18 protein-coding genes and 1 pseudogene are annotated in these 22,248 nt (G+C 71.6%); 12 read left to right on the plus strand and 7 right to left on the minus strand.

The features are described 5' to 3' along the window. The first annotated feature begins 6 nt into the window (after window positions 1-6). The 3 genes from OO69_RS24470 to OO69_RS24480 are packed head-to-tail and all read left to right on the plus strand — an operon-like array spanning window position 7 to window position 2,330. Window positions 7-792 carry an alpha/beta fold hydrolase gene (locus OO69_RS24470; protein ID WP_033282904.1) on the plus strand — a complete coding sequence of 262 codons (786 nt, stop codon included), beginning with the start codon at window positions 7-9 and terminating at the stop codon, window positions 790-792. Then, window positions 789-1,298 carry a GlcG/HbpS family heme-binding protein gene (locus tag OO69_RS24475; RefSeq protein ID WP_033282905.1) on the plus strand — a complete coding sequence of 170 codons (510 nt, stop codon included), beginning with the start codon at window positions 789-791 and terminating at the stop codon, window positions 1,296-1,298. Before OO69_RS24470 ends, OO69_RS24475 begins: the two co-directional genes overlap by 4 nt. 3 nt (window positions 1,299-1,301) lie before the next feature. Continuing rightward, window positions 1,302-2,330 carry a methionine synthase II (cobalamin-independent)-like protein gene (locus OO69_RS24480; RefSeq protein ID WP_033282906.1) on the plus strand — a complete coding sequence of 343 codons (1,029 nt, stop codon included), beginning with the start codon at window positions 1,302-1,304 and terminating at the stop codon, window positions 2,328-2,330. A gap of 54 nt (window positions 2,331-2,384) precedes the next feature. Here the strand turns inward: OO69_RS24480 and OO69_RS24485 are convergent, their stop codons facing one another. Next, the gene (locus OO69_RS24485; protein WP_033282907.1) at window positions 2,385-2,672 is read right to left on the minus strand and encodes a putative quinol monooxygenase; all 288 of its coding nucleotides are present in this window, start codon (window positions 2,670-2,672) and stop codon (window positions 2,385-2,387) included. Between the two features lie 237 nt (window positions 2,673-2,909). Between OO69_RS24485 and OO69_RS24490 the strand changes: the two genes are divergently transcribed. The 5 genes from OO69_RS24490 (at window position 2,910) to OO69_RS24510 (ending at window position 9,454) form a co-directional block, all read left to right on the plus strand. Next, window positions 2,910-4,358: an aldehyde dehydrogenase family protein gene (locus OO69_RS24490; protein WP_199811014.1), complete on the plus strand. Its 1,449-nt coding sequence runs from the start codon at window positions 2,910-2,912 to the stop codon at window positions 4,356-4,358. A gap of 47 nt (window positions 4,359-4,405) precedes the next feature. Continuing rightward, window positions 4,406-5,614: an L-2-hydroxyglutarate oxidase gene (gene lhgO, locus OO69_RS24495; protein ID WP_033282909.1), complete on the plus strand. Its 1,209-nt coding sequence runs from the start codon at window positions 4,406-4,408 to the stop codon at window positions 5,612-5,614. A 155-nt stretch (window positions 5,615-5,769) separates the two neighbouring features. Then, window positions 5,770-6,630 carry an amidohydrolase family protein gene (locus OO69_RS24500; protein ID WP_033282910.1) on the plus strand — a complete coding sequence of 287 codons (861 nt, stop codon included), beginning with the start codon at window positions 5,770-5,772 and terminating at the stop codon, window positions 6,628-6,630. Between the two features lie 13 nt (window positions 6,631-6,643). Then, a complete protein-coding gene (locus OO69_RS24505; RefSeq protein ID WP_033282911.1) occupies window positions 6,644-8,353 on the plus strand; it encodes a thiamine pyrophosphate-dependent enzyme in 1,710 nt (569 codons plus the stop codon). A gap of 21 nt (window positions 8,354-8,374) precedes the next feature. Continuing rightward, window positions 8,375-9,454 carry an Ldh family oxidoreductase gene (locus tag OO69_RS24510; RefSeq protein ID WP_033282912.1) on the plus strand — a complete coding sequence of 360 codons (1,080 nt, stop codon included), beginning with the start codon at window positions 8,375-8,377 and terminating at the stop codon, window positions 9,452-9,454. Between the two features lie 66 nt (window positions 9,455-9,520). On the opposite strand, the gene OO69_RS24515 is transcribed toward OO69_RS24510, so the two are convergent. From OO69_RS24515 to OO69_RS24525, 3 genes are all read right to left on the minus strand, one after another. Next, window positions 9,521-10,456, minus strand: coding sequence for an alpha/beta hydrolase fold domain-containing protein (locus tag OO69_RS24515; protein ID WP_033282913.1), 936 nt, complete (start codon window positions 10,454-10,456; stop codon window positions 9,521-9,523). A gap of 251 nt (window positions 10,457-10,707) precedes the next feature. Then, window positions 10,708-11,712, minus strand: a complete 1,005-nt coding sequence (locus OO69_RS24520) for a M56 family metallopeptidase (RefSeq protein ID WP_033282914.1) — start codon at window positions 11,710-11,712, stop codon at window positions 10,708-10,710. 4 nt (window positions 11,713-11,716) lie between these two features. Further along, a complete protein-coding gene (locus tag OO69_RS24525) occupies window positions 11,717-12,142 on the minus strand; it encodes a BlaI/MecI/CopY family transcriptional regulator (RefSeq protein WP_033282915.1) in 426 nt (141 codons plus the stop codon). Between the two features lie 229 nt (window positions 12,143-12,371). On the opposite strand from OO69_RS24525, the gene OO69_RS24530 reads away from it, so the two are divergent. From OO69_RS24530 to fes, 4 genes are all read left to right on the plus strand, one after another. Continuing rightward, window positions 12,372-13,802 (plus strand): glycosyltransferase, encoded by a 1,431-nt coding sequence (locus OO69_RS24530; RefSeq protein WP_033282916.1) that lies wholly within the window; start codon window positions 12,372-12,374, stop codon window positions 13,800-13,802. Then, on the plus strand, window positions 13,799-14,542 hold the full coding sequence (locus tag OO69_RS24535) for a polysaccharide deacetylase family protein (RefSeq protein WP_033282917.1): 744 nt from the start codon (window positions 13,799-13,801) through the stop codon (window positions 14,540-14,542). Before OO69_RS24530 ends, OO69_RS24535 begins: the two co-directional genes overlap by 4 nt. A gap of 72 nt (window positions 14,543-14,614) precedes the next feature. Continuing rightward, the gene (locus OO69_RS24540; protein WP_033282918.1) at window positions 14,615-16,267 is read left to right on the plus strand and encodes a carboxylesterase/lipase family protein; all 1,653 of its coding nucleotides are present in this window, start codon (window positions 14,615-14,617) and stop codon (window positions 16,265-16,267) included. 120 nt (window positions 16,268-16,387) lie between these two features. Further along, window positions 16,388-17,650, plus strand: a complete 1,263-nt coding sequence (fes, locus tag OO69_RS24545) for an enterochelin esterase (RefSeq protein WP_033282919.1) — start codon at window positions 16,388-16,390, stop codon at window positions 17,648-17,650. Between the two features lie 60 nt (window positions 17,651-17,710). Here the strand turns inward: fes and OO69_RS50325 are convergent. From OO69_RS50325 to OO69_RS24555, 3 genes and pseudogenes are all read right to left on the minus strand, one after another. Next, a pseudogene (locus OO69_RS50325) lies at window positions 17,711-17,944 on the minus strand (4'-phosphopantetheinyl transferase family protein); the annotation flags it as partial. Window positions 17,945-18,113: 169 nt separating this feature from the next. Beyond that, a complete protein-coding gene (locus tag OO69_RS24550; protein WP_267885208.1) occupies window positions 18,114-22,022 on the minus strand; it encodes an amino acid adenylation domain-containing protein in 3,909 nt (1,302 codons plus the stop codon). Then, window positions 22,019-22,246 (minus strand): phosphopantetheine-binding protein, encoded by a 228-nt coding sequence (locus OO69_RS24555; protein WP_033282920.1) that lies wholly within the window; start codon window positions 22,244-22,246, stop codon window positions 22,019-22,021. The genes OO69_RS24550 and OO69_RS24555 overlap by 4 nt, the downstream gene beginning before the upstream one ends. Between the last annotated feature and the right edge of the window lie 2 nt (window positions 22,247-22,248).

Here is a 22,248-nt window from a genome sequence, read left to right on the forward strand (position 1 = left end):
ACCCCCATGCCCATCGCCGACTCCGACGGCACCTCCATCTACTACGAGCGCCACGGCAGCGGTCCGGCGATCCTGTTCGTGCACGGCAGCGGCGGCCACCACGCCGCGTGGTGGCAGCAAGTGGCCGCGCTGCGTGAGGAGTTCACGGTCGTCACCGTGGACCTCCGCGGCTTCGGCAAGTCCGACTCGTCGATGCCCGAGTTCGACGGCCAGGACTTCCCCGGTGACGTCGTCGCCGTGCTGGACCAGGAGGACCTGACCGACGCCATGCTGGTCGGCCAGTCCATCGGCTCCGTCGCCGCGCTCCGCGCCGGACTGCTCCGCCCCGAGCGCGTGGGCTCCGTCGTGCTCGGCCACTCGCTGGGTGGCATCAGCCACCCCGAGCTGAAGGAACTCGCCGCCGCCGACCGCGCCGAGGCCGTCAAACTGCCGGTCATCGACCGCCTGTTGACCAAGAGGTTCCAGCAGGAACGCGCCGATCTGACCTTCCTCTTCCAGCAGATGGGCACGTTCAACGTCGCCAAGATGCAGGACCTGCGCAACCTCGACACCGACGGCCCGTCCCTGGACGACATCCAGAACTCCGGTGTGAAGGTCGCCTTCCTGGCCGGCGAGAAGGACGCGGTGCTCAGCGTGAAGACCGTGACCCGCGCCCACGAACTGCTGCCCGGCTCCCACCTGGAGATCGTCCCGGACGCCCCGCACTCCATGTACTGGGAGACGCCCGCGAAGTACAACGCCGCCGTCGCCCACCTGCGCCGCACCCTCACCGCACCGAAGGAAGCAGCATGAGCAGCCTCACCCTGGACGCCGCCGAGGAGATCATCGACGCCGCCCACAAGCGCGCCCAGTCGATCGGGAAGGCGGTGAGCGTGGCCGTCGTGGACGCGGGCGGCTTCCCCATCGCCATCCGTCGCCCGGACGGTGCCCGCCCGCTCACCCCGGACATCGCCCGCGCCAAGGCGTACACGGCCGCCATCATGCAGCGCCCCGGCAAGATGCTGAAGAAGTGGCAGGAGAGCCAGCCCGTCTTCTTCGGCCAGCTGTCCCAACTCCCGGGCGCCGCCATGCCGATCATGGCCACCGAGGGCAGCCTCACCATCAAGAAGGACGGCGAGATCATCGGCGGCCTCGGCATCGCCGGCGGTACCGCCGACGAGGATCAGCAGATCGCGGAGGAGGTCCTCGCCTCGCTCGGCTACGAACTGGAGTTCGCCGCCTGGGGTGTCGCGGGCAAGCCGGCCCCGGCCTCGGACTCGTCGTCCTCGTCCTCGTCCTCGTCCGGAAAGGACGCCTGACCCATGGCGGATACGTTCAACTACCGCATCGACCACCACGGCAGCCTGGTCCGCCCCGCCGAACTCACCGCCGCACGCGCGTCGGGCGACCCCGAGGCCCTGAAGGAAGCGGAGCTTCAGGCGGTCAAGGACGCGATCGTCTTCCAGCGCAAGCTCCGCTCCACCGTCGTCACCGACGGAGACTTCCCCCGGGAAGACTTCCGCAGCGCGGTCCTTGACGGAGTGTCAGGATTCCGGCGCACGGACGAGACGGACGCCGACGGCCTCACCCGCTGGGTTGCTGAGTCCCTCCCCAAGGCCAACGGCCCGCTCCTCGCGGACTGGACGGCCCGGCTCACCGAACTGACGGTGATCGCCCCGAAGGCCTCGCTGCCCTCACCCGCGTACCTCGCCGCCACCACCTTCCAGCCGGGCCACGGTCCGTCCTCCGCACGGGAGTTGGGGGAGGCGCTGGCGGAGATCGTCCTCGCCGAGATACAGCTGCTGGTCTCCAAGGGCGTCCGCCTGATCCAGCTCAACAACCCGCTCCTGCTGGGCCAGTTGGCCACCGAACCGGCCGACCCCGGCGCGCTGTCCTTCGCGGACGCGCTCGCTGTGGACGCCCTGGCGGTACGCCTGGACGACCGCCCCGAGGGCGTACGGATCGGCCTCGCTCCCGGCCCGGTCGTCCCCGCCGCGATCGACGGGGCCCGCGCCGAGCAGCTCTACGCCGAGATCGCCGCCGACCGCTGGATCCTCCCCTTCGACCAGGGCACCCCGGCCGAACTCGCCCTGGTCAAGGCCCTTCCAGAGGACCGTGACTTCTGCCTGGGTGTCGTCGACGCGACCGTGCCTGAGCTGGAGGACATCGACACGGTGATGGCCAGGCTCGACGCGGTGGGGGAGTTCAAGGACCTGGAGGACGGAGCCGTATCACCGTCCCGGGGCTTCGCCGATGTGGCGAGCCGGCCACTGCTGAGCACCGAACAGCAGCGCCGGAAGATCGAGTTGGTGGAGACCGTGGCACGGTACGTCTGGGGCAACGAGTTCTGACGTACGGGCCGGGAAGCGCGGGAGACGCGCTTCCCGGCGGGGGTGCACGGAAGCTCAGAGCACCTCGGCGAACGTCACCCTGCGGTCGGTCAGTAGCGGCCAGATCGTCTGCACGATCAGCTCGTTGAAGTGCCCGGCGGCCTTGTGCGCGTCGAAACCGGCCCGGTCGGCGTACTGCTCGTACAGCACGAAACTGCCTGGCACATCAGCCTCGGCGTGCACCTCGTACGCCAGGTTCGCCGGCTCGGCACGGGTGAGCTCGCGCACCTTCAGCAACGCGGCACGGACGGTGGCGTCGTCGGCGGGCTCGCAGAAGTAGTGGGCGATGACGGCGTAGGCCATGTCGTGTCTCTCCTCGGTGGTTCCTGGATTCCCGGCGGCGTGTCGCGGCTGCCGTCCGGCCCGCCGATTCCAGCACGGAACAACCCTCCGCCGACCTGCGCACGGCGCAAGCAATGCCTGCCTCCGCGGGACTGGTGGCACCGCCCCCACATGGTGTGTTGTCGCATCCGGCCCACTGTGGCCGCTGACTGTGCAGACCGCGGACCCGCACCGCGGCGGACGAAGGAAGTGATCTTCATGCGAAGCCTGGAAACCCTCTCCGGTGGAGAGTGGGTGACGACCGGCGAGTGGATCGAGGTGCAGAACCCCGCCGACGTCCGCACCCCCCTCGCGCGCATCCCCGCCCTCGCCGCCAAGGACGTCACCCGCGCCTACGACCACGCCGAGCGCGGCTTCGCCGTATGGAAGCGCACCAGTCCCTTCGAGCGCGCCCGCGTCTTCACCGAGGCGGCCCGGCTGATCCGCGAGCGGGTCGACGAGATCGCCGCCGACGTCACCGCCGAGAACGGCAAGACCGGCGCCGAGGCCCGCGGCGAGACCCTCAAGGCCGCCGACTTCCTCGACTACTACGCGGGCCTGGCCCGCCAGGGCTACGGCACCCTCCTGCACGACGCCCGCCCCGACACCCGCGTGCACACCCAGCGCGAACCGATCGGCGTGATCCTCGTGATCAGCCCCTGGAACGACCCGCTGATCACCCCGGCCCGCAAGCTCGCCCCGCTGCTCGCCACTGGCAACGCGGCCGTGTTCAAGCCGGCCACCGAGACACCGTTGTCGGGCCTGCACTTCGCCCGCGCCCTGCACGACGCGGGCCTGCCGGCCGGTGTGCTGAACGTCGTCACCGGCCGCACCGCCGAGATCGAGGAAGCCCTCCTCGACGACCCGCGCATCGTCGGCATCACCTTCACCGGCTCCAACGAGGTCGGCAACCGCATCCGCCGCCGTCTCGCCGACCGCAACGTCCGCTTCCAGGGCGAACTCGGCGGCAAGAACGCCTCGGTCGTCCTCAAGGACGCCGACCTGCCGTTCGCCGCGAGGACCGTCGTAGCGGCTTCGTTCGGGCAGGCCGGCCAACGCTGCACCGCCACCAGCCGGGTCGTCGTGGAGCGGCCGGTCTACGAGGAGTTCACGCGCCTCCTGGTCGCCGAGGTCGAGGCGCTGAAGGTCGGCCCGGGCAGCGACCCGGCGACCACCCTGTGCCCGCTCTCCAGCCCGAAGCAGCGCGACAGTGTCCTCGCCCACCTCGCCGGGGCCGTGGAACAGGGCGCCACCGTCCTCACCGGCGGCAGCGCGGACACCGAGGGCGACCACGAGCACGGCTGCTTCGTCCAGCCGACCGTGCTCGCCGACGTCACCGCCGAGACGGCGATCTGGCGCGAGGAGGTCTTTGGACCGGTCCTCGCAGTCCGTGCCGTGGACGATTTCGACCAGGCCGTGGACGCGGTCAACGACTCCCAATTCGGCCTGGCCGCCGCCGTGTTCACCCGTGACCTCGCCTCCGCCTACCGCTTCGCGGACGAGGCCGAGTGCGGGCAGATCGCGGTCAACGCAACGACCCCCGGCTGGGACGTCCACCTGCCGTTCGGCGGCTTCCACGACTCCGGGACTGGCTACAAGGAGCAGGGCGACGAGGTCCTGCGCTTCTCCACCCGCGTCAAGACCGTAGCCATTCACTTCGGCGCCTGATCAAGTCGGTACGACAGAGATTCGGCACGAAAGAAAGGAGGATGCCGATGGCTGACGAGACGATCGGCATCGTCGGCGCCGGCATCGTGGGCCTGGCCACCGCCCGCGAGATCGCCCTGCGCCGCCCCGGCACCCGGGTCGTGGTCCTGGAGAAGGAACACGAGGTCGCCGTCCACCAGACCGGCCACAACTCCGGGGTCGTCCACGCCGGCATCTACTACGCGCCGGGCAGCCTCAAGGCCGACCTGTGCGTACGGGGCGTTTCGATCCTGCGCGAGTACTGCCAGGACCGCGGGCTGCCGTACGACGAGATCGGCAAGCTCGTCGTGGCCGTACGCGAGGACGAGTTGGGCCGGATGGAGAGCCTCTACGAGCGGGCCCGGAACAACCACGTGCCCGAGCTCCGCAAGATCTCCCAGGCGGAGATCAAGGAGCTGGAGCCGCATGCCGGCGGTATCGCGGCGCTGCACTCGCCGCGCACCGCGATCACCGACTACCCGGCGATCGCCCGGGAGTTCGCGAAGGACATCGAGGCGTCCGGCGGCGAGGTGCGGCTCGGTTTCCCGGTCACGTCCATCACCAATGTGCCCGGCGGGATCGAGGTCGCATCGGGCCAAGTGCGTGTCCGTGTCGACCGGTTGATCCTCTGCGCGGGTCTCCACTCGGACGTCGTGGCGAAGTTGGCGCAGGACAAGCGGGAACCGAGGATCATCCCGTTCCGGGGCGAGTACATGCTCCTCAAGCCGGAGCGCACGAACCTGGTGCGCGGGCTCATCTACCCGGTACCGGACCCCTGTTACCCCTTCCTCGGCGTGCACTTCACCCCGCGGGTCGACGGCAGCGTCGAGGTCGGCCCGAACGCCGTCCTCGCCCTCGCCAGGGAGGGCTACAAGCTCAGCCGCTTCTCCCTGAAGGACCTCGCCGGGCTCGCCGCCTACCCCGGTTCCTGGAAGATGGCCGCCCAGCACTGGCGCACCGGCATCAAGGAGTACCGCGGCTCACTGTCCGCGAAGGCCTTCATGAAGGACGCGAAGCTGTACGTCCCCGGTGTCGGCGTCTCCGACGTCGTACGCGGCGGGGCGGGCGTCCGCGCCCAGGCACTGGACCCCGACGGCACCCTCGTGGACGACTTCCGCATCCATCAGGTCGGCCGGATCACCGCCGTACGCAACGCGCCCTCGCCCGCCGCGACGGCCTCCATGGCGATCGCCGAGCACATCGTCGGCGCCGTGTTCGACAACCCGTCCGCAACCTGAGAATGCCCTGCGTACAGCGGTGTTTCGCGCAACTACTGCTTGCGCTCCCGGGACTCGGCAAGGCCTCGCGGCCCGCCTAGCGTTCGTTCCGTAACCCACCTCACCGGCCCCTTCGCAAGACCTTCGTAAGACCTTCGAGAGAAAGAGCTCAGGACATGTTCGTTGTCGACACGCAGATCCACATCTGGAAGGAAGAGACCCCGGACCGCCCCTGGGTCCCGGGCGCGCGGGAGCGCATCCGCCTCAACGGACACCGCGAGGACCCCTTCTCCTACGAAGAGGCCCTGGAGCTCATGGACGAGGCCGGCGTGAACCGGGCCCTGATCCTGCCGCCGTCCTGGGAGGGCGACCGTATCGACTACGCCCTGGAGGCCTGCGAGGCGCACCCCGACCGCTTCGGGATCATGGCGCGCATCCCGCAGAACAAGCCCGAAGAGGGCAAGGCGATGCTGGCGGACTTCGCGCAGAACCCGCATGTGAAGGGCACGCGGCTCACCTTCCACCGGCCGCAGGACCGCAACTGGATGATCGACGGCACCAACGACTGGTACTGGCCGATCGCCGAGGAGCTGCGCGTCCCGACGATGGTCCACGCGCCCATCTGGAAGCGGGAGTTGGGCGAGATCGCCGCCAAGCACCCCGAGCTGAAGATCATCATCGACCACATGGGCATCATGGCCCGCTGCGTCGACGACGCGATCGGCTACTGGGTCTCGGAGACCGCCGACCTCGCCGCCCACCCGAACATCTACGTGAAGCTCTCGGCGCTCCCGGGCTACTCCACGCAGCCGTTCCCGAACAACAACATCCAGAAGTACGTGCGCGAGATGGTCGACAAGATGGGCCCGCAGCGCTGCTTCTACGGCACGGACATCACGCGGCTGCTCGGGCACGGCATCACGTACACCGACACGATCGAGCAGTTCACCAAGCACTGGGACTTCACGCCCGAGGAGCTTGAATGGATCATGGGCCGCGGTATCTCCGAGGTCCTGAACTGGCCGATCGAGGGCTGAGGAAGCACGAGAGATGACCGACACCACCAACACCCCCGGCGCCGACGGCGGCGACGCTCTCGTCACCGCCTTCAACGCCGTCGGCGCCGACTACATCTTCTGCTCGTCGGGCTCCGAGTGGGCCCCCGTCTGGGAGTCCCTGGCCCGCCGCCACCGCGACGGACTGCCCTGCCCGCAGTACCTGGACCTGACCCACGAGACCGTCGCCGTCGGCATGGCCACCGGCTACGGCCTCATCGAGCGCCGGCCGCAGGGCGTCCTGCTGCACGCCGCCCCCGGTCTGCTCCAAGGTTCGATGGCCGTGCACGGGGCGCTGCTCGCGGGCGTCCCGATGGTGGTCAGCTCCTCGGAGTCGACCACGTACGGCGACGGCCCCGGTCAGGACCCCGGCGGCCAGTGGTACCGCAACCTGTCCATCGTCGGCGGCCCGCACCAGATCGCGCAGCCCTTCACCAAGTGGTCCAACGAGGCCGCCAGCGTCCACACCCTTCCTACGATGGTGACGCGGGCGGCGGAACTGGCCTGGCGTGCCCCGTCCGGACCGGCGTACCTCAACGTCCCGCTGGAGATCCTGCTGGAGGAGTGGGACGGGCGTGAGGCCAAGCCAATCGTGCAGCCCGGCTCGACGCACAGCTCGCCCGAAGAGGTCGACCCCGTCGCCCAGTTGATCCGCGAGGCGAGCAACCCCGTCATCGTCACGGAGACGGCCGGCCGTGAGGCGGGCGGTTTCGAGGCGCTGGTCGCGTTCGCCGAGGCGTGGAACATCCCGGTCGTCGAGCCCGACTCGGCGGTCTGCGGCAACTTCCCGCGCACCCACCCGCTGCACGCCGGCAGCGACATCGGCCCGTGGATGGACGAGGCTGACCTGATCCTCCTCGTCAACTGCCGCGCGCCCTTCTACCCGCCGTCGCGCCGCCCCTCCAAGGCGACGGTCGTCGTCATCGACGAGGTGCCACAGCGCCCGCACGTCGTCTACCAAGTCCTGTTCGCCGACCGGTACTTGGAAGGCAACGTCGCCAACACCCTGCGCCAGCTGGCCAAGCGGGCGAAGGATCTCGACGAGGCGTCCGTCGCCGTACGCCGTGCGGCCCAGGAGCAACGGCACGCCGACGAGCAGGCCGCGATCGCCGCCGCCGAGGCAAAGGCCGCGCAGGCGGAGGGCGTTGACCCGGTCCTCGTCGCCGCGACCCTGCGCAAGCTGCTCGACGGCCAGGACGCGATCGTCGTCGACGAGACCATCACCCACAGCCGGGTCGTCAAGCGCCATGTCCAAACGGCCGACCCCGACTCGTACTTCTACGTGCAGGGCGGCCTCGGCCAGGGCATCGCGGTCGCGCTCGGCGTCAAACTCGCCGCGCGGGAACGCCCGGTGGTGCTCACCATCGGCGACGGCGCGTTCACGTACAACCCGGTGATCCAGTCGTACGACGCGTCCAACGCCTACGAACTCCCGTTGCTGATCGTGGTGTTCAACAACCGCGTCTACAAGTCGATGAACCTCAACCACCGCAGGTTCTACCCCGAGGGTGCCGCCGCCGACACCGGTGAGTGGCTCGGCACCGATCTGCACCGGTTGCCCCGACTCGCCGCGTTCGCCGAGCCGTTCGGGATGCACACCGAGACCGTCGACGCACCCGAGGCCCTCGCACCCGCGCTGGAGCGTGCGCTCAAGGCCGTGGCGGAGGGCACCACCGCCGTCGTCGACGTCCTCGTCACCCGCTGAACCAGGAAGGCATCCGCCACCATGTCCGACACCGCAACGCCCAAGCCGGGCAAGGTACTTGTCGCCGCTGACGACCTGCGCACCTTCTCCGCCGCGCTCCTGGAGAAGGGCGGCCTGAACGCCGAGCAGGCGCGCACCACCGCCGACGTGTTCGTGTGGGCCGCGCTGCGCGGCGTCGACTCGCACGGCATCGCCCGAGTCCCCGCCTACCTGGAGCTGCTGGCCAAGGGCGTGGCCAAAGCCGACGCCGACATCACGATCGAGTCCACCGCCCCGGCCGCCGCCGTCCTGGACGCCGACCGCGCCCCCGGTCCGGTCGCCCTCAGCGCCGCAGCCGACGAGGCGGTAACCCGGGCCAGGATCAGTGGAGTCGCCGCCGTCGGGGTCCGCCGTACCGTGCACACCGGTGCCATCGGCTACTACGTGTCGAAGATCGCCGAACAGGGACTCGTCGGCATCGGCTATGTCTCTGGGATGCCCAACATGGGCTACACCGGGGTCAAGGGCGCCGCCGTGGCGACCAGCCCGCTCGCCATCGCGGTACCTGCGGAGTCTCACGCCCCGCTGCTGCTCGACATGGCCACCGCGACCATTGCCCTCGGCAAGATCCGCCAGGCGAAGGCGAGCGGCACCCCGCTGCCCGAGGGCGCGGCGGCCACCGCGGACGGCACCCCGACCACCGACCCCGAACTGGCGGTCATGCCACTGCCGTTGGGCGGCGCCAAGGGTTCCGGCATGTCCCTGGCCTTCGAACTGCTCACCAGCGTGCTGGTCGGAGCGCCGATCTTCGCCGCGTTCCACTCGGACGACCCCCAGGGCCGCAAGCACCGCCAGAACGCGCTGCTCATCGCCCTCGACCCGGCGGCCTTCGGAGACCCCGCCGCCTTCACCGCTGCGGTCGACGAAACGCTGGGCACCCTCAAGCAGTTGCCGCCGGCGGACGGCGCCGAGGGCGTCTTCTACCCAGGCGAGCGCAGCGCGGCGGTCGCGGAGGGGCGGGGTGCGAAGGGCATTCCCGTCGCGCCCAAGGTGTGGCGGGAACTGACCGAGGCGGCCGGGAAGTTCGGCCTCACGCCGCCGGAGCCGGTGCCGTCCGTGTGACCGAGAGCCACTTCGCCGGCCGTCCGAGGGGGATGGTCGGCGAAGTGCGTTGCTAGGGAAGGGAGTTCAGGCGGCGCCGACGGCGTCCCGTACCTGACGGGCGATCAGTGAGTAGGTCTGCAGGGCCCGTTCGTCGTCCGTGCCGTCGTAGCCATGGTCGGCTCCGGCGACGTCTACGTGCTCGACCAGTGCCCCCGCCGTGCGCAGCCGGTCGGCATAGGCGATGCCCTCCGCCTTGAGCAGGTCGTACTCCGCCGTGATGACCAGGGCCGGGGCGATGCCCTTCAGGTCCGCGGTGTCCGACGGATGCGCGGGCGACACCAGCCGGTCGGCGCGCACCTTCGGATCCGGGACGTACGACGTGTCGAAGACCTCCGCCATCCAGGGCCGCAACACGGGCTTGGCGATGGCGGAGTGCTTGTCCTTGGCGCTGGTCGCCAGGTCCAGCGGCGGATAGTGCAGCACCTGGAGCGCGATCGAGGGGCCGCCCTCCTCCAGTGACTGCCGGGCCACCGCCGCCGCGAGTCCGCCCCCGGCACTCTGCCCGCCCACGGTGAGCCGGTCCCCGTCCCAGCCCTGCTCGGCTCCGTGCTCAGCGATCCACCGGACCACCTCGAAGGCCTGCCGGGGCGGCGCGGGGAACGGGTGCTGCGGCGCGACGACGTAGTCGACGTTGACCACGACGACGCCTGCCTCCGCCGCGAGGAAACGGCACAGCGGGTCGTCGAGTTCGGTCAGGGGGACGACGTAGCCGCCGCCGTGGAAGTTCACGTGCACCGGCGGAGGCGGCCCTTCACCGGCCGGCAGGTACACCGTGGCGCGGGCCGGGGCGATGCTGGTCGGGATCGTCAACTCCCGTGTCCGGCGCGGAAAGTCAGGCAGCCGCTGATGCGAGGAGGCGGCGGAACCGCGCCCGCTCGGGCGCCGGTCCGCCATGACGGAAAGACGCTGCAGGGACTTGGCGGCGAAGGCGGCCACCGCCGGCCGGGCCAGAACAGACATGCCGCTCCATTCGTGGAGTGAGCGCGACGGGGGATCCGAGTCCGGTCGCCGGGGTGCCGATCAACAGGATTCCTGGCGATGGACAGGGCGACGATAACACGGGTGTATTTCGGGTGGATGGTGCGATCGGCGCTGTTCAGGGGCGGAGGGCCTCGGGGGTAGGGGTGGCTGTGGAAGTGTGTCACTTACTCGTGTCAGTGTCACACTTCCACGGGACCCCCCCTCCGCGGGCGGGAGAGTCGTCCGGCGGTTCAGCGGTGATGGACAGGCCCGTCCGGCTGTCCGTGTTCACAGCACACCTCGTGCTGCGGGCCCGACGGCGCCGGGACCGCCCGCGCCTCCGTCGTCACGCACGCCACGTGCTGCGCCGTCTCGATCATCTCCTCGCTGTCGGTCGCGGCGTCGGCCAGGCTCAGGCAGCACACGGCGAGCAGGGCGGCGCCCGCGACGAACGGCAGGGCCCTGCGTGGGGGAGGAGGCGCGAGCAGCGCGCGGACCCGCTGCGGTACCGCTCCGCCGGTCGCGGCCAGCGCCGGGCGCGAACGGTTCGCCGAGGTGGCGAGCGCGGCCCGGCCCACGGCATGCGCGACGACCGTACGATCGCCGACGCGCACCGCGGCCTCCTCGTCGGCCCAGCGCTCCAGGACGAAGCCGCCCGCCTCGGACAGCGGTCGTAGCAGCGGATTCACGGCGGCGGAGAGGCGCCAGAGGGTCTGGAAGAGATGGTGGCGGCCGCGCAGGTGCGCCCGCTCGTGGGCGAGCAGTGCCTCGCGTTCGCGGTCGCCGAGGCAGCGCAGCATCGCGCTCGACACCACGATTCGCCCGGGCGCCCCCGGCAGTGCGAACGCCTCCGGCGACTCGATGTCCAGGACGGCCAACTCGGTGTCGCCGGGCAGGAGTCGGCATTCGCGGCGGGCCCAGCGCAGATGCCGTAGCTGACGTGCGGCGGCGACGGTGAGCCCGGCGGCGGACGTGAGGAGTGCGAGGGCGGCGAGCCCGGCGACGGTGAGGTAGACCGGGTCGGATTCGCGCACGGCGGCGACCGACCACCGGCCCTCCTCGGCGACCTCCGGGATCTGCACCAGCCCGGCGAACGCCAGCAGCGCCAGTGAACCCAGCCAGCCGAGCGACGCCACCAGCGCGGCGGAGGCCAGTGACCAGGCGGCCGGGCGCGGGGCCAGCCGGCGGGCGGCGCGGGGTGCGAAGACCGCGAGGATCATGGTGATCAGAAGGGGGACGTACACACTGATGAACACCGGCTCACGGTCCTTCGTCGACGAGGCCGGTGGAGGGCGGTGCGTCGTTCCCGGAAAGCAGTCGCTGCAGCAACTGCTCGTCCTGCGCGGAGAGTTCGGAGACGAAGCGGGTGAGTACGGCCTCGCGGTCGGTGCCGTGCTCCAGCAGTGAGCGCATCCGCTCCGCGGTGTGGGTCGCCTCGTCCCGGGCCGGCGCGTACGCGTACCCGCGGCCCGCGCGCCGGCGGACGAGCATCCCCTTGTCGTACAGGCGCGACAGGATCGTCAGCACGGTCGTGTACGCGAGGTCCCCGGGCAGCCGGTCCTTGACCTGGCGCGCGGTCTGAGGCTCGTCGGCCCCGTAGAGGGCGGCGAGAACCCCGCTCTCCAGCTCACCGCGCGCCCGCCTGCCGGACGTCGCGCCGGGCTCCTCGTTCTTCCGGTCGTGCACTGTTCACCCCACCGCCTTTCACCGCTCGACGTCCCAGCCTACCCGCGCGCCTACTACGGCCTGTAGGAAGTGCGCCAAGGGCTCGAAGGGATGGACCGAGGGGTCGGGGAGATCGACCAGGGCGTCGATCAAGGGCTTTGCGGACGCGATCTACTACATGTCGTACGAGCTTACCTACTACATGTTGTAGAGTTTCGCCGCTCCACTCCACCCGCGGAGGAAACAGCCCATGCCCCACCTCGGAAATCCGGTGCGCCGCCCGTCGTCGGCCGAGCGTGTCGTGATCGTCTCGGCAAGTGTCGGAGCCGGTCACGACGGCGCCGCCGCCGAACTGGAGCGGCGGCTGGTGGCGGCCGGTCTCACGGTCGACCGGTTCGACCTGCTCGACGTGCTGCCCGCCCGGCTCGGCCGGCTCGTCCGGGACGGCTACCACCGCCTGCTCGTCCGGGCGCCGTGGGCCTACCAGCGGATCTACAGCAGTACCGAGCGCGCGGGCGGCGGCGGTCCCGTCGCGAAGGCGCTGCTGCGTTCCGCCGAGGAACGGCTGCTGCGTGCCCTGCCCGACGGCACCGGCGCCGTCGTGTCGACCTACCCGGGCGCGAGCCGGGTCCTGGGCAACCTCCGTCTCGACGGCCGGCTGACCGTCCCCGTCCTCACCTACCTCACCGACTTCTCGGTGCACCCGCTGTGGGTGGCCGACGGCGTCGACGTCCACCTCGCGCTGCACGCCGTGCCCGCCGCGCAGGCCCGGGCCGCCGGCGCGCGTGACGTCCGCGTGTGCGGCCCGGTCGCCGATCCGCGCTTCCACCCCGTGGACGCGACGGGACGCGCCGCGGCCCGCGCCCGCTTCGGCCTGCCTCCAACTGCCCCGCTGGCGCTGCTCGTTGCCGGTTCCTGGGGCGTGGGCCCGGTCCGTGAGGTCGCCCGGGACCTGCGCGACTGCGGCGCGGCCGTACCGCTCGTGGTCTGCGGCCGCAACGAGACCCTGGCCGACCAGCTCCGCGCGGACGGCATCGAACACGTCCACGGCTGGGTCGACGACATGCCCGGCCTGATGCACGCGGCCGACGTCCTGGTCCAGAACGCCGGCGGCCTGACCTCCCTGGAGGCCTTCGCCGCCGGCCTGCCCGTCGCCAGCTACGGCTGCATACCCGGCCACGGCCTCACCAACGCGGCCGCCCTGGACGAGGCGGGCGTCGCCGCGTGGATCCGCGAACCGGCCCAACTCAAGCACGTACTAGGCGAGTTGATCGACGGCCCACGAGGACTCCTGCAACGGGAGGCAGGCCTAGCCCTGTTCGCGGCCGACCCCCACGGCCCGGACCGGGGCCCGGCCACGGAGACGGCCAGGATCTGCAGGGCGGGCGTCGAGCACATCCTCGTATCCGCCGCTCACCCCTCCGCCGCCCCCATCGCCCCGCGAGTCACCCCACCCGCCGCTCGGCGCGTCGCCCGTCCGGCCGCCCTGCGGCTCGCGACCACCACCGCCCTGGCCTGCGCGGTCTGGGCGGGCGCGGTCGGCACGGCGGTCGCCACGACCGAGAGCGGCCCGGGCCTGATGCACGCGATAGGCCAGAGCCTCGACCTCGACGACCTGGGCCACGCGCACCACACGGGGCGAGTGCCCGTCCAGGGCCACGCGAAGGGGCACCACGCATGACAGCCACCCGCCTCCTCCGTACGACCGCCCGCGTCGCGCTCCCCGCGCTCCCGATCCTCGCCGCCGCGTACGCCGCGCCCGTCCTCTCCACCTACGGCCCGCTGCGCAACCGCGTCATGCCCCGCCTCGCCGGCCGCGGCCGGCCGGACCACGTAGCGCTGACCTTCGACGACGGGCCGGATCCCCTCTCCACCCCGCTGTTCCTACGGCTGCTCGACGAGCGCCGGGTGCACGCCACCTTCTTTCTCCTCGGCAACCAAGCGGTACGCGCCCCCGGTCTGGTCCGCGAGATCGCCGCTGCCGGACATGAGATCGCCGTTCACGGGTGGCTGCACCGCCCGCTGCTGCTGCGCGGCCCCCGCGCCACCCACGACGACCTGGCCCGCGCCCGCGACACGGTCGGCGACCTCACCGGCCGCGTGCCACGGCTCTTCCGGCCGCCCTACGGCGTGATGTCGACCGCCGCCCACCTCGCGGCCCGCCGCCTGGACCTCGCGCCGGTGCTGTGGACGGCGTGGGGCGAGGACTGGAGGGCGCGCGCCACACCCGAGTCGGTCCACCGGACGGTCGCCGCGGACCTGCGCGGCGGTGGCACCGTCCTGCTGCACGACTCCGACTGCACGTCGGCACCCGGCAGTTGGCGTGCCACCCTCGGTGCCGTGCCCCGCATCCTCGACACCTGCGCGGTGCGCGGCCTGTCCGTGGGCCCGCTGCGGGAGCATGCTGTGGATCCGCTCTGAAGTTGACAATATTGTTGGCGCTCCCGGTCGGCGGAATTTACGTTCGCAAGTACCTAGACCAGGGAGCCCCCCATGCTTTCGAACGCCATGAACCGCCGGACCTTCGTCAACGGGTCGCTGGCCGTCGCCGCGACGGCCGCACTCGTCGGTACAGGAACGAGCGCCGGCGCGGCGGACCGCACGACCTCCGCAACCCCGCTCACCGGCCCCCTCCGCATCGACACCGGCCGCGTGTCCGGCGTGGCCTCCCTCGTCTCCGGCGTCACCGTGTTCAAGGGCCTGCCGTACGCGGCGACCACGGCGGGCGCCAACCGTTGGCGTCCCCCGCAGCCTGCGACCTCTTGGACGGGCGTGCGCGTCGCGGACACCTTCGGAGACATCTGCCCCCAGCAGATGATGGGTTCGGCCTCGGTCACGATGAGCGAGGACTGCCTCAACCTCAACGTCTGGACAGGCGCGGCGAGTTCACACGAGAAGCGCCCGGTCCTGGTCTGGATCTACGGCGGCCGGTTCACCGGCGGTTACGCCTCCGACCCGGGCTTCGACGGCGCGGGCCTCGCCGCCAAGGGCCTGGTCGTCGTGACCCTCAACTACCGCACCGGCGCGTTCGGTTTCCTCTCCACCCCCGAACTCAGCGCCGAGTCCGGCCATGGGGCATCCGGCAACTACGGGCTCCTGGACCAGATTTCGGCCCTGCGCTGGGTGCGCCGCAACATCTCCGCGTTCGGCGGCGACCCGAACCGCGTGACCATTGCAGGCCAGTCCGCGGGCGGCGCCTCGGTGATGCACCTCATCTACTCCCCGCTCGCCAAGGGCCTGTTCCAGGGCGCGATCTCCGAGAGCGCCGGCGCCCGCGCCACCGGCGACCCCGAGATCGCCGCGCTGGCAGCGTCGTACCGCACGCTGGAGACGGCCGAGAGCCAGGGCGCCGCGTACGCCAATGCGCTCGGCGCCACCTCACTGACCGCCCTCCGGGCCCTGGACAGCGCCAAGTTGATGGCGGGTCAGAACGCCAACGACACCACGGTCAGCGGACCGGTGAACGGCAACCCGCCGGAGTTCCGCCCGGTCCTCGACGGCTGGGTCAAGCCGTGGACGTACGAACAGGCCCTGGCGGGCGGCCACTTGAACGACGTGCCCGTGCTGGCCGGCGGCAACAAGGACGAGAACGGCGCCTCCCCGGCCCCGACCGTGAAGCTCGCGGATTATCTGAGCACCGCGGAGAAGGAGTACGGCACCCTCGCCGACGAGTTCCTGAAGCTCTACCCCGCCACCACCGACACGGAGGCGGGCCAGGCCCGCAACGCCTCCGCCCGCGAGGGCTCGCGCGTCTCCGCGAACCTGTGGGCGGCGGAGTGGGCGAAGACGGCGAAGAGCCCGGTCTTCACGTACTACTGGGAGCACGTCCCGCCGACCGCGACCGGAGCCAACTCTCGTGGCGCGTACCACGGTTCGGAGATCAACTACGTCTTCGACAACCTCTACGCCACGAACCTGCCCTGGACCGACGCGGACCGCACGGTCGCCGACACCCTCTCCGACTACGTGGTGAACTTCGCGACCCACGGCGACCCCAACGGCCACGGCCTCACCCGCTGGCCCGCGGCGAACCACCGCTTCGCGACCACGATGGAACTCGGCGACCGCTTCGGCAGGCTCGCCCTCGCGGACGCGGCGAAGGTGGACTTCTTCGAGCGGTTCTTCGCGAGTCAGAAGCGCTGGTGACGCAACTCCAGGGAGGCGAGGCGGGACACGCGGGCAAAGGGGGCGGGGCGGGGGATGCGGGCACATGAAGTTAGGCTTGCCTAATTGAAAGCGCTGCCTCGTCGGACGGAGTCCGCCCGCATGACCGCCTCCGTGCCCCCGCCGCCCGAGGGCGCCCCGCACCACCCGCCACGCTTGGCCCGGCCCGACGCGGTACCACGCCTCATGGAACCGGGGATCGCGCTACCCGCTCCGGACGGCGTGGCGGAGTTCTGGGCGGACGTCCGGCGACGCGGCACCCCGCTCGTGTCGCCGGACCCGCTGGGCAGCACCGACCACCTGGCCGTGACGTTCCTGTGGCGCGGCGGCCCGGCCACCCGCGCCGTCCAGGTCCTGCCCAACAAACTCGGCGACCCGCGCGCCCCCGAGGGCAACCTGATGGAACACCTGCCCGGCACGGACATCTGGCACTGGACGCTCCGCCTGCGCCAAGACTGGCGCGGCACCTACGACCTCCACGTCGACGAGGGCGACGGACCGGCCCCGGGCACACCCGACTACTGGCGCAGGCTGCGCACCCGGAGCCGGATCGACCCCTTCAACCCCCGCACGCTGCCCCGCCGTTGGGACGGTGGAGGTGTCTCCTACGCCGAACTCCCTGCCGCCCCGCGCGCGTTGGACTGGGTGCCCAGGCAGCACATCACGCACGGCACCCTCACCGAACACAAGGTGGCGAGCGCGCGTTTCGGCGACGATCGGCGGGTCTGGCTCTACGAACCGCCGGTCGCCGCAGTGGAGTTGTCGGAACTCCCTGTCCTCGTCCTCCTCGACGGAGAGCACTGGGGGCCACGACTCGGCCTCGCGCACCTGCTCGACAACCTCATCGCGGACGGCAGGGTCCCGCCGCTCGCCGCCGTGCTGCCCGACTCCGTGGACGCCGGCACCCGGTGGGCGGAACTGACGTGCCGTCCCGAGTTCGTCGGCTTCCTCAAGGATGAGTTGCTGCCATGGGCGGCGCAACGGCTGCCCGTCACGACCGATCCCGTACGCACGGTGATCGCCGGACAGAGCCTCGGCGGTCTCACCGCCGCCTACGCGGCGGTCGCGGCCCCGCACCGGTTCGGGAACGTCCTGGCCCAGTCGGGGTCGTTCTGGTGGCCCGTCGGCCCGGACACGGAGTGGCTCACCCGGCAGCTCGCCAACACCCCACGGCTGCCTGTCCGTTTCCGGCTCTCCTTCGGCGAACAGGAATGGGTGGCCCTCCCCGCGGCCCGCCGACTGCGCGAGACCCTGGCCGCCGCCGGTTACCACGACGCCTCCTACCGGGAGTTCAACGGCGGCCACGACTACCTCTGCTGGCGGACCGAACTGGCCGACGGTCTGGTGGAGTTGCTCGGGGACTGAGAGGTCAGTCGGCTGCCACCGCACAGGCCGCTGTCCATCCCGCCGGGACATCGACGTCGGTCACCCGCCAACGCGGTGGCTCGCACGGACAGCGGCCGGTCCCCACATGCACACCCTGCAAGCAGCGCCCGAAAGGCCCTCGCCGGTCGCCTTCAGAAACGCCTCCTTACGGGTCCAGCAGCGGGCGAAGGCGACGGACCGGGATTCCGGAACGGTCCGCGCCAACTCGGCCCGCTCGGCCGGGTGCAGGGATCGTGCCGCGTCCCGAACCAACGCCGGCGCGGGGACCTGCTCGACGTCGACGCCCGCTCGCCCGGCCTCCGTAGTGCCATCGCGCGCTACCGTTCCCCGTCGTCGAGTACCGACATGTCGAGCGGGGTGTCGGTCGGTGGGGTCCGTACAACCAACAGCTGTGGGCCCCGCGCGAGTTGCCCCGGCCGCAGCTGGTGCGCGGGCGCCATGGTCACCCGCGCGTCGCCTCCCCTCGCCGGGCGTCGAGCTTCTTCAAGCGGGCGGCCAGTACCGTGGCGATGTCGTCGAGATGTCCGTCCCGCATCAACTGCGGGTGCGTGCAGTCGAGATCGTGGTTGATGATCGCGCCGCTCACGTGCGGGCGCCACGCCTCGCGGGTCAGCCAGTCCTCGGCGCGTGGGGCGGCGGCCGTGAAGAACAGCAACTCGCCGTCGTAGAGCCGGTGTTGGTGCTCACGCATCATGCGGGCGTGGTTGGGGACGATGTCGACGATCTGGGTGAGGGTGTGGTCGGTCAGTCCGGCGAGGGGGCTGCCCGCGCGGCGGAGGGTGGCCAGTACGTCGTCCCGGGTGCGTTCGCCGGTGCGGTCGAAGCCCGCCATGCGCAGGACGGCGGTGAGGGCGTCCCCCTCCTCGGGCGCGGGCCGGTCGCGCCACTGCTCGGCCGGGAACGCGTCGAGGAGAGCCAGCAGTTCGACCTCGTGGTCCGCGTCCTGGAGCAGGACCGCCACGGTGTGCGCGAGCACCCCGCCGACCGACCAGCCCAACAGGCGGTACGGGCCGCGCGGTTGGACCTCCAGGATGCGCGCGGTGTAGTCGGCGGCCTCTTCCTGGAGTGTGCGCGGCAACGGCTCGTCGTGGACCAGCCCGCGCGCCTGGATGCCGAACACCGGCTGCCCCGGGCCCAGTCGGGCGGACAGTCCCGCGTAGCACCAGGCGATGCCGCCCGCTGGATGGATGGCGAACAGAGGGGGCCGGTCGCCCTCGGCCCGCAGGGGCAGTACGACGTCCAGGGCGTCCTCGGCCGCCGGTGCCGAGGCATCGAGGCGCGCGGCGAGCGCAGCGGGCGTCGGCGCCTCGAAAAGGGAGCCGATCGTCAACTCGGCGCCGAACACCTCCCGGACGCGCGCCACCAGCCGTACCGCCAACAGCGAGGTTCCGCCCAGGTCGAAGAACGCGTCGTCGGGACCGACCCGTTCGACGCCGAGGACCTGTGCGAAGAGCCGGGTGAGCGCCTCCTCGCGCGGACTCGCCGGGCGCCGGGCGCTCTCGCCGCCGGCGAAGACCGGGTCGGGCAGTTCACGCCGCTCCAGCTTGCCGCTGGGGCTCAGCGGGAACGCGTCGAGGGCGACGACCGCCGCCGGGACCATGTGCTCGGGCAGCACCCGCGCCAACGCGGCCCGCACGGCGGCCGGTTCGGCCCCGCCGGTCACATAGCCGACGAGCCGGTCCTCCCGGACCAGCGCACAGGCACCCTCCACGCCGTCCTGGGCCGTCAACGCGGCCTCGATCTCGCCGAGTTCGATGCGCTGCCCGCGCAACTTCACCTGGTGGTCGGTGCGGCCGAGGTACTCGACCTCGCCCTGTCCGGTCCAGCGCGCCAGGTCGCCCGTACGGTACATGCGCTCGCCCGGCGGCCCGAACGGATCGGCGACGAAGCGGGACGCCGTCAGCTCCGCGCGGCCCAGATAGCCGTCCGCCAACTGCCGCCCGGCCAGGAACAGTTCGCCCGGCACTCCCGGCGGGCAGGGTCGCAGCGCCGCGTCGAGCACGTACAGGCGGGTGTTCCACACCGGCCGCCCGATCGGCACCGGCCCCGAGTCCTCCGGGACGCAGGCGTGGTACGTCACGTCGACGGCGGCCTCGGTCGGGCCGTAGAGGTTGTGCAGCTCCACGCCCGGCAGTGTGTGGGCGAAGGTGTGCGCGGTCTCGCGGGGCAGGGCCTCGCCGCTGCAGAAGACGCGGCGCAGTCCGCCGCACCCGGCCGCGTCCGGTCCGGCGAGGAAGACCTGGAGCATCGACGGCACGAAGTGGCAGGTGGTGACGGCCTGTTCGCGGATCAGCCGGGCGAGGTACACCGGGTCCTTGTGCCCGCCGGGCTCGGCGACGACCAGCGTCGCGCCCTGCCGCAGCGGCCAGAAGAACTCCCACACCGACACGTCGAACGACGACGGAGTCTTCTGCAGCACCCGGTCCCCGGGACCGAGCCCGTACGCGTGCTGCATCCAGCGCAGCCGGTTGTCGATCGCGCCGTGCGGGACGACGACACCCTTGGGGCGGCCGGTGGAACCGGAGGTGTAGATGACGTACGCCGGATGGGACGGGGTGAGCGCCCGCGCCGGGTTCACCGGCGGATACGCGGACAGGTCGACCCCGTCCAGGACGACGAACGGCGTCCCCGTGTCGTCGGGGAGGCGGCCCGTCCGGTCGGTGACGGCACACACCGGTGCCGCGTCCCCGAGCATGTAGGCGAGGCGCTCCGTCGGATAGTCGGGATCCAGTGGCAGATAGGCCGCCCCCGCCTTCAGTACGGCGAGCAGCGCCACGATCAGCTCCACCGAACGAGGCACCGAGACCGCCACCACCGCGCCCGGCCGGGCGCCGAGGGACCGCAGGTGCCGGGCCAGGCGGTTGGCGCGGGAGTTCAGCTCCGCGTAGGTGAGGGAGACGGCACCGAACACGAGCGCCGTCGCGTCCGGGGTGTGGGCGGCGCGTGCCTCGATCGGTCCGACGAGGGTGGTCGGCGGCAGCGTGCGGTCCGTGCGGTTGAACTCGTCGAGAACCAGGGCCTGTTCGGGCGGTGTGGCGATGGAGTGGGTGGCGAGCGGCAGATGCGGGTCGGCGGCGGTGAGTTGGTCGACGAGGTGCAGGAACCGTGCCTGGTGGGCGGCGAGTTCGGACTCGTCGTAGAGGGTGGGGTTGCCGTCGTGGTCGATGCGCAGGCCCCGGCCGTCGGCGCGGTCGTAGATGTTGACGGTCAGGTCGTCGACCGGGCCCGCGGACAGGTTCCGGGCGCGGGCGGGCGCGCCGGCGAAGTCGACGCCGTAGTCGAAGGGCATGACGTTGACGAGCGGGCCCACCAGGCCGCGGTTCTCGCCCAGCAGGCCCAGGTCGCGGCGGATGTCCTCGTAGCGGTAGCGCTGGTGGCGGCGGACCTCCCGGATGCCGAGGACCACCTGGCGCACCAGGTCGGCGAAGGTCGCGTCGGGGGAGACGGCCAGCCGGAGCGGCAGCACGTTCATGACCATGCCGGGGACGCGCAGGGCCACCGAGCCCATGCGGCCCATCATCGGCAGGCTGAGCACGACGTCCGGGCGGGCTGTCGCGCGGGAGGTGTAGAGGGCCTGCGCGGCGATCAGTACGTCCGGCCAGGTCGCCCGGAGCCGGGCGGCGAGCTCGCGCAGGCCCTGGGTGGTCTCCGGCGGCAGATACGCCGTACGGCGGGCGAACGTGCGCGAGGGCAGCGCGCCGCGGCCGGCGAGGCGGGGTGCCTCCGGGCGGTCGGCGAACGCCTGCGTCCAGTGGGCGCGGTCGGCCGCGAAGACGTCCGAGGAGCGGTAGGCGGCGTCGTCGGCGACGAGGTCGGCGAGGGTGCCGAACGTGCGCGGGCCCGCCTCCTCGCTCTTGGCGAGCGCCGTGTAGAGCTCGGCGGTGCGGCGGACGAGCAGCGAGTAGCCGTAGCCGTCCATCACGAGGTGGTGGATGCGCTGGTACCACAGCCAGCGTTCCTCGCCCACCCGGAACAGGGCGTGCCGGAACAGCGGTCCCGACGCCAGGTCGAAGGGCTCGGCGAGATCTGCGCGCATCCACGCCTCGGCCCGCTCTTCGGGGTCGTGCGTGTCGCGCAGGTCCAGGAACGTCAGGGGCAACTCGATGGCGGCGCACAGGTGTTGGCGCGGTCCGTCCGGGGTGTCCTCGATCCGTACCCGCAGCGCGTCCGCCTCGTCCGTCACCCGGCGCAGGGCCGCCGCGAAGACGTCGGGGTCGAGTGGGCCGTCGATCTCCAGGCACTCCGCGGTGTTCTGCGCGGGGCTCGTCGGGTCGAGGGCCTGGGCGTACCACATGCCCGACTGGGCGGCCGTCAGCGGAAGTTGGGTCTCGGTTGCGAGCGTGGTGGTCACGCGACCCCCAGCAGCGGTGCCCAGGCCTCGATGGCCGGCCGCTCGGCGAGGTCGGCAAAGTCCGCCTGGACGGCGTGCTCGTGGCGCCAGCGTTCCAGCAGCGCCATGACGCGGACGGAGTCGAGGCCGTAGTCCACGAGGTTCTCGTCGAGGGGGATGTCCGCCGGGTCCTCGCCGAGGCACTCGGCGACATCGCTGCGGATCTGCTCCAGGGTGAGCGGCATGC

The sequence above is a fragment of the Streptomyces sp. NRRL F-525 genome (assembly GCF_000716605.1).
In the GTDB taxonomy this organism is placed as follows: domain Bacteria; phylum Actinomycetota; class Actinomycetes; order Streptomycetales; family Streptomycetaceae; genus Streptomyces.

Bases quoted from the DNA above. Each gene is read 5' to 3' on its own strand.
- OO69_RS24470 (WP_033282904.1), top strand. From the start codon at position 7: ATGCCCATCGCCGACTCCGACGGCACCTCCATCTACTACGAGCGCCAC.
- OO69_RS24475 (WP_033282905.1), top strand. From the start codon at position 789: ATGAGCAGCCTCACCCTGGACGCCGCCGAGGAGATCATCGACGCCGCC.
- OO69_RS24480 (WP_033282906.1), top strand. From the start codon at position 1,302: ATGGCGGATACGTTCAACTACCGCATCGACCACCACGGCAGCCTGGTC.
- OO69_RS24485 (WP_033282907.1), bottom strand. From the start codon at position 2,672: ATGGCCTACGCCGTCATCGCCCACTACTTCTGCGAGCCCGCCGACGAC.
- OO69_RS24490 (WP_199811014.1), top strand. From the start codon at position 2,910: ATGCGAAGCCTGGAAACCCTCTCCGGTGGAGAGTGGGTGACGACCGGC.
- lhgO (WP_033282909.1), top strand. From the start codon at position 4,406: ATGGCTGACGAGACGATCGGCATCGTCGGCGCCGGCATCGTGGGCCTG.
- OO69_RS24500 (WP_033282910.1), top strand. From the start codon at position 5,770: ATGTTCGTTGTCGACACGCAGATCCACATCTGGAAGGAAGAGACCCCG.
- OO69_RS24505 (WP_033282911.1), top strand. From the start codon at position 6,644: ATGACCGACACCACCAACACCCCCGGCGCCGACGGCGGCGACGCTCTC.
- OO69_RS24510 (WP_033282912.1), top strand. From the start codon at position 8,375: ATGTCCGACACCGCAACGCCCAAGCCGGGCAAGGTACTTGTCGCCGCT.
- OO69_RS24515 (WP_033282913.1), bottom strand. From the start codon at position 10,456: ATGTCTGTTCTGGCCCGGCCGGCGGTGGCCGCCTTCGCCGCCAAGTCC.
- OO69_RS24530 (WP_033282916.1), top strand. From the start codon at position 12,372: ATGCCCCACCTCGGAAATCCGGTGCGCCGCCCGTCGTCGGCCGAGCGT.
- OO69_RS24535 (WP_033282917.1), top strand. From the start codon at position 13,799: ATGACAGCCACCCGCCTCCTCCGTACGACCGCCCGCGTCGCGCTCCCC.
- OO69_RS24540 (WP_033282918.1), top strand. From the start codon at position 14,615: ATGCTTTCGAACGCCATGAACCGCCGGACCTTCGTCAACGGGTCGCTG.
- fes (WP_033282919.1), top strand. From the start codon at position 16,388: ATGACCGCCTCCGTGCCCCCGCCGCCCGAGGGCGCCCCGCACCACCCG.
- OO69_RS24555 (WP_033282920.1), bottom strand. From the start codon at position 22,246: ATGCCGCTCACCCTGGAGCAGATCCGCAGCGATGTCGCCGAGTGCCTC.